General features: G+C 61.5%; 7 protein-coding genes and 2 pseudogenes. 8 read left to right on the top strand and 1 reads right to left on the bottom strand.

From position 1 onward, the window contains the following. The 8 genes and pseudogenes from AC1RWI_RS26845 to AC1RWI_RS26810 form a co-directional block, all read left to right on the top strand. Positions 1-141: pseudogene (locus AC1RWI_RS26845) on the top strand (hydrolase); the annotation flags it as partial. A gap of 129 nt (positions 142-270) precedes the next feature. Then, positions 271-2142 (top strand): amidohydrolase, encoded by a 1872-nt coding sequence (locus tag AC1RWI_RS26840; RefSeq protein ID WP_492869825.1) that lies wholly within the window; start codon positions 271-273, stop codon positions 2140-2142. 28 nt (positions 2143-2170) lie between these two features. Next, positions 2171-2605 carry a DoxX family protein gene (locus AC1RWI_RS26835; RefSeq protein ID WP_492869824.1) on the top strand — a complete coding sequence of 145 codons (435 nt, stop codon included), beginning with the start codon at positions 2171-2173 and terminating at the stop codon, positions 2603-2605. Further along, positions 2602-2742 carry a hypothetical protein gene (locus AC1RWI_RS26830; RefSeq protein ID WP_158408327.1) on the top strand — a complete coding sequence of 47 codons (141 nt, stop codon included), beginning with the start codon at positions 2602-2604 and terminating at the stop codon, positions 2740-2742. Before AC1RWI_RS26835 ends, AC1RWI_RS26830 begins: the two co-directional genes overlap by 4 nt. Before the next feature lie 37 nt (positions 2743-2779). Further along, on the top strand, positions 2780-3073 hold the full coding sequence (locus AC1RWI_RS26825; RefSeq protein WP_043355767.1) for a XapX domain-containing protein: 294 nt from the start codon (positions 2780-2782) through the stop codon (positions 3071-3073). A gap of 4 nt (positions 3074-3077) precedes the next feature. Next, on the top strand, positions 3078-4226 hold the full coding sequence (locus tag AC1RWI_RS26820) for a porin (RefSeq protein ID WP_492869823.1): 1149 nt from the start codon (positions 3078-3080) through the stop codon (positions 4224-4226). A gap of 33 nt (positions 4227-4259) precedes the next feature. Beyond that, complete coding sequence (locus AC1RWI_RS26815) at positions 4260-4988, top strand: YoaK family protein (RefSeq protein WP_043355770.1); 729 nt, start codon at positions 4260-4262, stop codon at positions 4986-4988. Positions 4989-5369: 381 nt separating this feature from the next. Beyond that, positions 5370-5762, top strand: coding sequence for a response regulator transcription factor (locus AC1RWI_RS26810; RefSeq protein WP_492869822.1), 393 nt, complete (start codon positions 5370-5372; stop codon positions 5760-5762). A gap of 72 nt (positions 5763-5834) precedes the next feature. Here the strand turns inward: AC1RWI_RS26810 and AC1RWI_RS26805 are convergent. Beyond that, a pseudogene (locus tag AC1RWI_RS26805) lies at positions 5835-6056 on the bottom strand (LuxR C-terminal-related transcriptional regulator); the annotation flags it as partial. Between the last annotated feature and the right edge of the window lie 52 nt (positions 6057-6108).

Here is a 6108-nt window from a genome sequence, read left to right as displayed (position 1 = left end):
TATGACGCCGTGATGAAGGTGGCCAAGGAACACTCGGGCGCCTACGGCATGGGCGTGGACTACGCCTACACCATGGTCCATAAGGCTGCCCAGCGCACGGCCACGGGGCACGAATCCATCGCCCCGGTGCCCGCACGCTAAGCAGCGAATAAAGATGAAGATAGTCATCGTCCTACGCATGGTTTCCATGCGTAGGACGATGCTACCCGCCGGCACTTCATCACCTCGGCTGCCGCCCTCGGTGCGGCAGCCTCTTCGGAACTATTCGCCATGTCACCGAACCCGACTCCCGACCTCATTCTCGTCAACGGCAAGTTCGCCACGCTCGACCGTGCCAATCCGCAGGCCGACGCCGTGGCTATCCAGGACGGCCGCTTCGTCGCGGTAGGTACGCGCCAGGACATCATGAAGCTGGCGGAAACGCAGACCAGGGTGATCGACCTGAACGGCCGGCGGGCCATTCCCGGGCTGATTGACAGCCACATGCACATCATCCGCGGCGGCCTGAACTACAACATGGAGTTGCGCTGGGACGGTGTGCGTTCGCTGGCCGATGCCATGCGCATGCTCAAGGATCAAGTGGCACGCACCCCCGCACCGCAATGGGTGCGCGTGGTGGGCGGCTTCACTGAGCACCAGTTCGTGGAAAAGCGCCTGCCGACCATCGAGGAGCTGAACGCGGCGGCCCCGGATACGCCGGTGTTCATCCTGCACCTGTACGACCGCGCCATTCTCAACGGCGCCGCCCTGCGTGCCGTGGGCTATACCAAGGACACGCCGAACCCGCCGGGCGGCGAGATCGTGCACGACAAGGCCGGCAATCCCACCGGCTTGCTGCTGGCCAAGCCCAATGCGACCATCCTCTACGCCACGCTGGCCAAGGGCCCGAAGCTACCGCCCGAGTACCAGAAGAACTCGACGCGCCACTTCATGCGCGAGGTGAACCGCCTGGGCGTGACCGGCGTCATCGACGCCGGCGGCGGCTACCAGAATTATCCCGAGGACTACAACATCATCGAGGAGCTGCACAAGGAAGGCCACCTCACGGTGCGCCTGGCCTACAACCTGTTCACGCAGAAGCCCAAGGAAGAGCTGAGCGACTTCAAGACCTGGACGTCGACCGTCAAGCCAGGCCAGGGCGATGACCTCTATCGCCACAATGGCGCCGGCGAAATGCTGGTCTACACCGCGGCCGACTTCGAGGACTTCCGTGTCGAGCGCCCCGACATGGCGCCGTCGATGGAAGCCGATCTGGAGCCGGTGATCCGCCTGCTGGCCGAAAAGCGCTGGCCATGGCGCCTGCATGCAACCTATGACCAGACCATCACGCGCGCGCTCGACGTCTACGAGAAGGTCGCCAAGGACATCCCGTTCAACGGCCTGAACTGGTTCTTCGACCACGCCGAGACGATTTCCGACCGCAATATCGACCGCATCGCCGCGCTCGGTGGCGGCATCGCGGTGCAGCACCGCATGGCCTACCAGGGCGAGTACTTTGTCGAGCGCTACGGCGCACGCGCTGCCGAAGCCACACCGCCGATCAAGAAGATGCTGGAAAAGGGCGTGAAGGTCGGCGCCGGCACCGACGCGACACGCGTGGCCTCGTACAACCCGTGGGTCTCGCTGTACTGGCTGACCACGGGCAAGACCGTCGGCGGCATGTCGATGTATCCACAGGCGAACCTGCTCGATCGCGAAACGGCGCTGCGCCTGTGGACCGAGGCCAACACGTGGTTCTCATCCGAAGTGGGCAAGAAGGGCCAGATCAAGGTGGGCCAGTTGGCCGACCTGGCCGTGTTGTCGGCCGACTACTACTCGGTGCCGGGCGACGACATCCAGGACATCACGTCGGTGCTGACCGTGCTCGGCGGCAAGGTGGTCTATGGCGACAGCGAATTCGGCAAGCATTCGCCCGACATCCCGCCCGCGATGCCCGACTGGTCACCGGCCCGCCATGGCAGCCAGTACCAGCCGCGCCCGCAGGCCCAGGCGCGCGCACTGGCGCTGAACACCGCGTGCGGCTGCGCCAGTTCGTGCGGCGTGCATGGCCATGCGCATGCCAATGCGTGGACCTCGAGCGTGCCGACGTCGGACGAAAGCACGTTCTGGGGTGCGCTAGGCTGCTCGTGCTGGGCATTCTGATCCACATTGATCACATCGGAGAGCGGCCATGACCATCTCGACGACCTCGCTAGCCACGGCCGGCAACAATACGCACCGACTGCCTCGCTGGATGCGCTGGATCGCCCTGCTTTTGCTGTGCGCAGCCTACCTGCAGGGCGGATTGGTCAAGCTGTTCGACTTCTCCAGCGCAGTGACAGAGATGCAGCACTTCGGCCTGTCGCCCGCCGTGCCGCTGGCTGCGGCGACGATTGCGCTGGAGCTTGGTGCGTCGGCAATGATCCTGACTGGCTTCTGGCGCTGGCTAGGCGCACTGGCGCTGGCGGCGTTCACGCTGATGGCCACGTTCCTGGCCAACCGGTTTTGGAGCGCACCGCCCGAGGCGCAGTTCATGATGGCTAACGCGTTCTTCGAACATCTGGGCCTGGTGGGTGGGTTCCTGCTCGTGGCATGGGATGACCTTCGCACGCGGAGACAACCATGACGCAATCTGCCATCTCGGCGGCCAAGCCTGCATCGGGCGGCACGTTTTCCCCGCTGGCCCAACCCACCTTTTCGGTACTGTGGGTGGCCACGATCCTCGGTTACATCGGCATCGGCCCAGGCTTGCCGCCGGCGTAACGCCGCACCGATTTCCCCCTCCCCAACCTTGTCACATATGAAGCTCTATCTCATCTCCCTTGGCGCCGGCATCCTGGTCGGCATCATCTATGCACTGATGCAGGTCCGCTCGCCTGCGCCGCCCGCAATTGCTTTGATCGGGCTGCTGGGCATGCTGATTGGCGAGCAGGTTGTGCCGCCGGTCAAGCGCATGCTGGCAGGAGAGCCCGTAACCATGGCATGGTTCCGCGGCGAATGCGTTCCGAAGATTACGGGCACACCGCCCAATGCGGACACGGCCGTTGAACCGTCGGCATCCCTCCCCGCACGTAGCAAAGAAGGGAACCAATAACAGCATGAGTCGTTCCCGAAAGCAGCCCGAAGCACTTACCAGCCGCACTAACGCAATCGCGCGCCGGCGCATTCACGTCGCCTTGGCTGCCTCTTTGTCCGCGGCCGCGGCACCTGCCATGGCGGAAAACAACGTCGTGATCTATGGTCGGCTGAACACGGCAATCGAGTATGTGACCGTGACCACCGCAACCGACGGCACCAGATTGGGCAATACGGCGCGCCTCACGAATAACCGCTCTGTGTTCGGCATGCGGGGCGAGGAACAGTTGGCCAACGGGATCAAGGCGATCTGGCAGATCGAAAGCGCCCTGTCGATTGACAACGGCGCTGGGCAAATCGCGGCGCGGGATACGCGGGTCGGCCTTCAGAGCCCGTACGGCACCCTCTTCATGGGCAACTGGGACACGCCGTACACAAGTGCAACCAAGAACTACGACCCGTATTACCCCACCACTGCGGGTTACATGGCGCTAATAGGAAATGGCGCTGCGTCTACCAGCGACAATGTCCAGAACACCAGCTCATTTGATCGACGGCAGAAGAACTCGTTGCACTACCAGTCGCCGACGTGGCACGGCTTGAGCGGCGCCATCGCCTGGGGATTGCCGGAAGAAAAGACCACGGTGCCGCGCAATCCAGCGTTGTATTCCTTTGCCACGGCCTATGACCACGGCAACCTGAACCTGACGCTTGCCTATGAAATCCACCAGCACTATCAGACCAACGGACGCAACGACGACGCAATCAAGGCAGGAATTTCCTACCAGTTCCCCTCGACGCGCATCAGCGCTCTGTATGAACGCCTGCACTATCGTACCGCCACTGGAGACCTTACGCGCAATGGCTACTACGTCTCGCTGATACAGGAGCTTGGCCCCGGCAGCATACGTGCCGGCTTCGCCTTTGTCGGCGATGGCACCGGCACAGCCATGGAAACGATTGGATCCGTCCGAAGTGGTTCGGATACCGGCGCATTTCAGGTAACCGTCGGCTATGACTACCCCCTTTCCAAGCGCACCGCGCTATACGCCTACTACAGCCGCATCAACAACCGCAGCAACGCGACCTATGACTTCGCCATCAACAACCTCGGTATCAAGGCTGGCGCAGACCCGCAGACGTTCGCCATTGCGATGCGGCACAGCTTCTGACCGTCCGCTGACCAACCATCGTGAGAGACCGCGTTGACACCCACACAGCTTCCTGACGCCGGTCGCCGCGCTGATCTTTCAGGACCGGCGTTCGGCTGCATCCTGGCCTTCGTCGCCGGCTATGTAGACGTGGTCGGGTTCATTTCACTATTCGGCCTATTTACGGCGCACGCGACAGGAAACTTCGTGATGATCGGCGTCGACATCGCCGGTGATTCTGCGGGCCTGCTCGCCAAACTGCTTGCGCTGCCGGCTTTTGCCTTGGCGGTTGCGGCCGCCAGGCTGACCGAGTCACGCATCGTACGGGACAAACAATCGGCACCCCCGCTGTTGCTATTTGCCGAGGCCGTGGCGCTGGTTCTCTTCATAGTTGTCGGGGTCCACGCCTCTCCCATTTCCGATCCAAGCACACCTGCAGCCGTCGGCGCCGGCATGCTTGCCGTAGTGGCCATGGGTATTCAGAACGCACTGTCCCGGACGTCCTTGTCAGACCTCGGCCCCACCACGATCATGACCGGAAATACGACGCAAATTATCATTGACCTGGTGGACCTGCCATCCGCATCTGAGGCGGAAGGCAAAGCCATACGCGGTCGGCTCAAAAAGATGGTACCGGCGCTCGCGGGTTTCGCATCGGGCGCCGCTCTCGGCGCCCTTGGCTATTCGATGCTTTCGCTCTGGTGTGTAATGCTGCCAGCCGTATTGCTGACGGCGCTCAGTTTCTTGACTTGGCACAATGGCGCAAACGGCCTTCAGAAGTGAATTGGCAGACGAGCGAATTCGAGACGCCCTCGCCTTCATGCGGTTCACCATTGTCACATCGCCGCTGCCAGTGCCGAACTGAGCAAACAGCATTCCAAAGTCCGCAACCATGCCGAAGACTCAGCCAGCTGATACGAACAGACAATGGCCACCTCCTGCATCGCCAATTCATCTCTCCTGGTTTTGCAGGATCACGATAGCTGGCTGGCTCGCTATCGCTGGGGGACTGATTTTCCTGGCTAGCGTGACTTCATCGCAACGTAGCGTGGGACGTGCACCCGAAGAATTGGCAAAACCATCGGATGATTGGGTGTGGACCGGTTCGGCGCTACTCTTCCAGCAGAGCATTGCCAGCGCTCAGCGCGTATACAAGGAGTCAGTGTGATAGCTCGGCCCACGATCGCGATAGTTGACGACGATGTCGCCGTGCGAATTGCCATGGGGGGGCTGCTGCGTTCGCTCGATCTTAGCGTGCAATTGTACGGAGGCGGTCAAGAGCTACTGCAGTGCACTTCGCTGCCTTGCATGTCCTGCGTGATCACAGACGCGCAAATGCCCGGCATGGACGGCTTCGCTTTGATAGAGGCACTGCGCGCGCGCAATCTCGATATGCCTGTCATTTTCATGACAGGATTTGCGCATGTCGGATTCGATCAGCGTGCCATGGCATTGGGTGCAACGTGCGTTCTTTATAAGCCATTTCAGGACACGGACATGATCCAATGCATTGAAAATGCATTACGTCCTCGCAAGACCGAATCTCCTCGATCGTGAGTGTGTCGTGCGGTGGATCGATGAGACGTCCTTATATGACCTTCGTCCTCTGCACGCTGCCCGACGCCGTCGCTAAGCTATGGTTGCGGCGCTAAGCTGTCGAGGCTGCAGCCGGATGGCAGGCTGCTCGTCAGCTTCGGACTCAGAGGGAAGCAGCGCGAGACCGAGAGTTTGCGCAAGAAGCACCAGATCGGCGAAACTCCGAGTCCTCATTTTTCGCATTGCCTGGCATCGATGAACTCTGACAGTCACCACGCTGATGCACATGGCGGCGGCAATCTGAATCGACGCCAGCTTCCGACTAAGCCTTGGTTGGGCGACGACAGAAGCGGATATCGCAGGAGCA

It is taken from the genome of Cupriavidus sp. MPR-AND1C, from assembly GCF_058809705.1.
The sequence above is the reverse complement of the archived record's forward strand: the minus strand, read 5'-3'. Positions and strand labels throughout refer to the sequence as shown.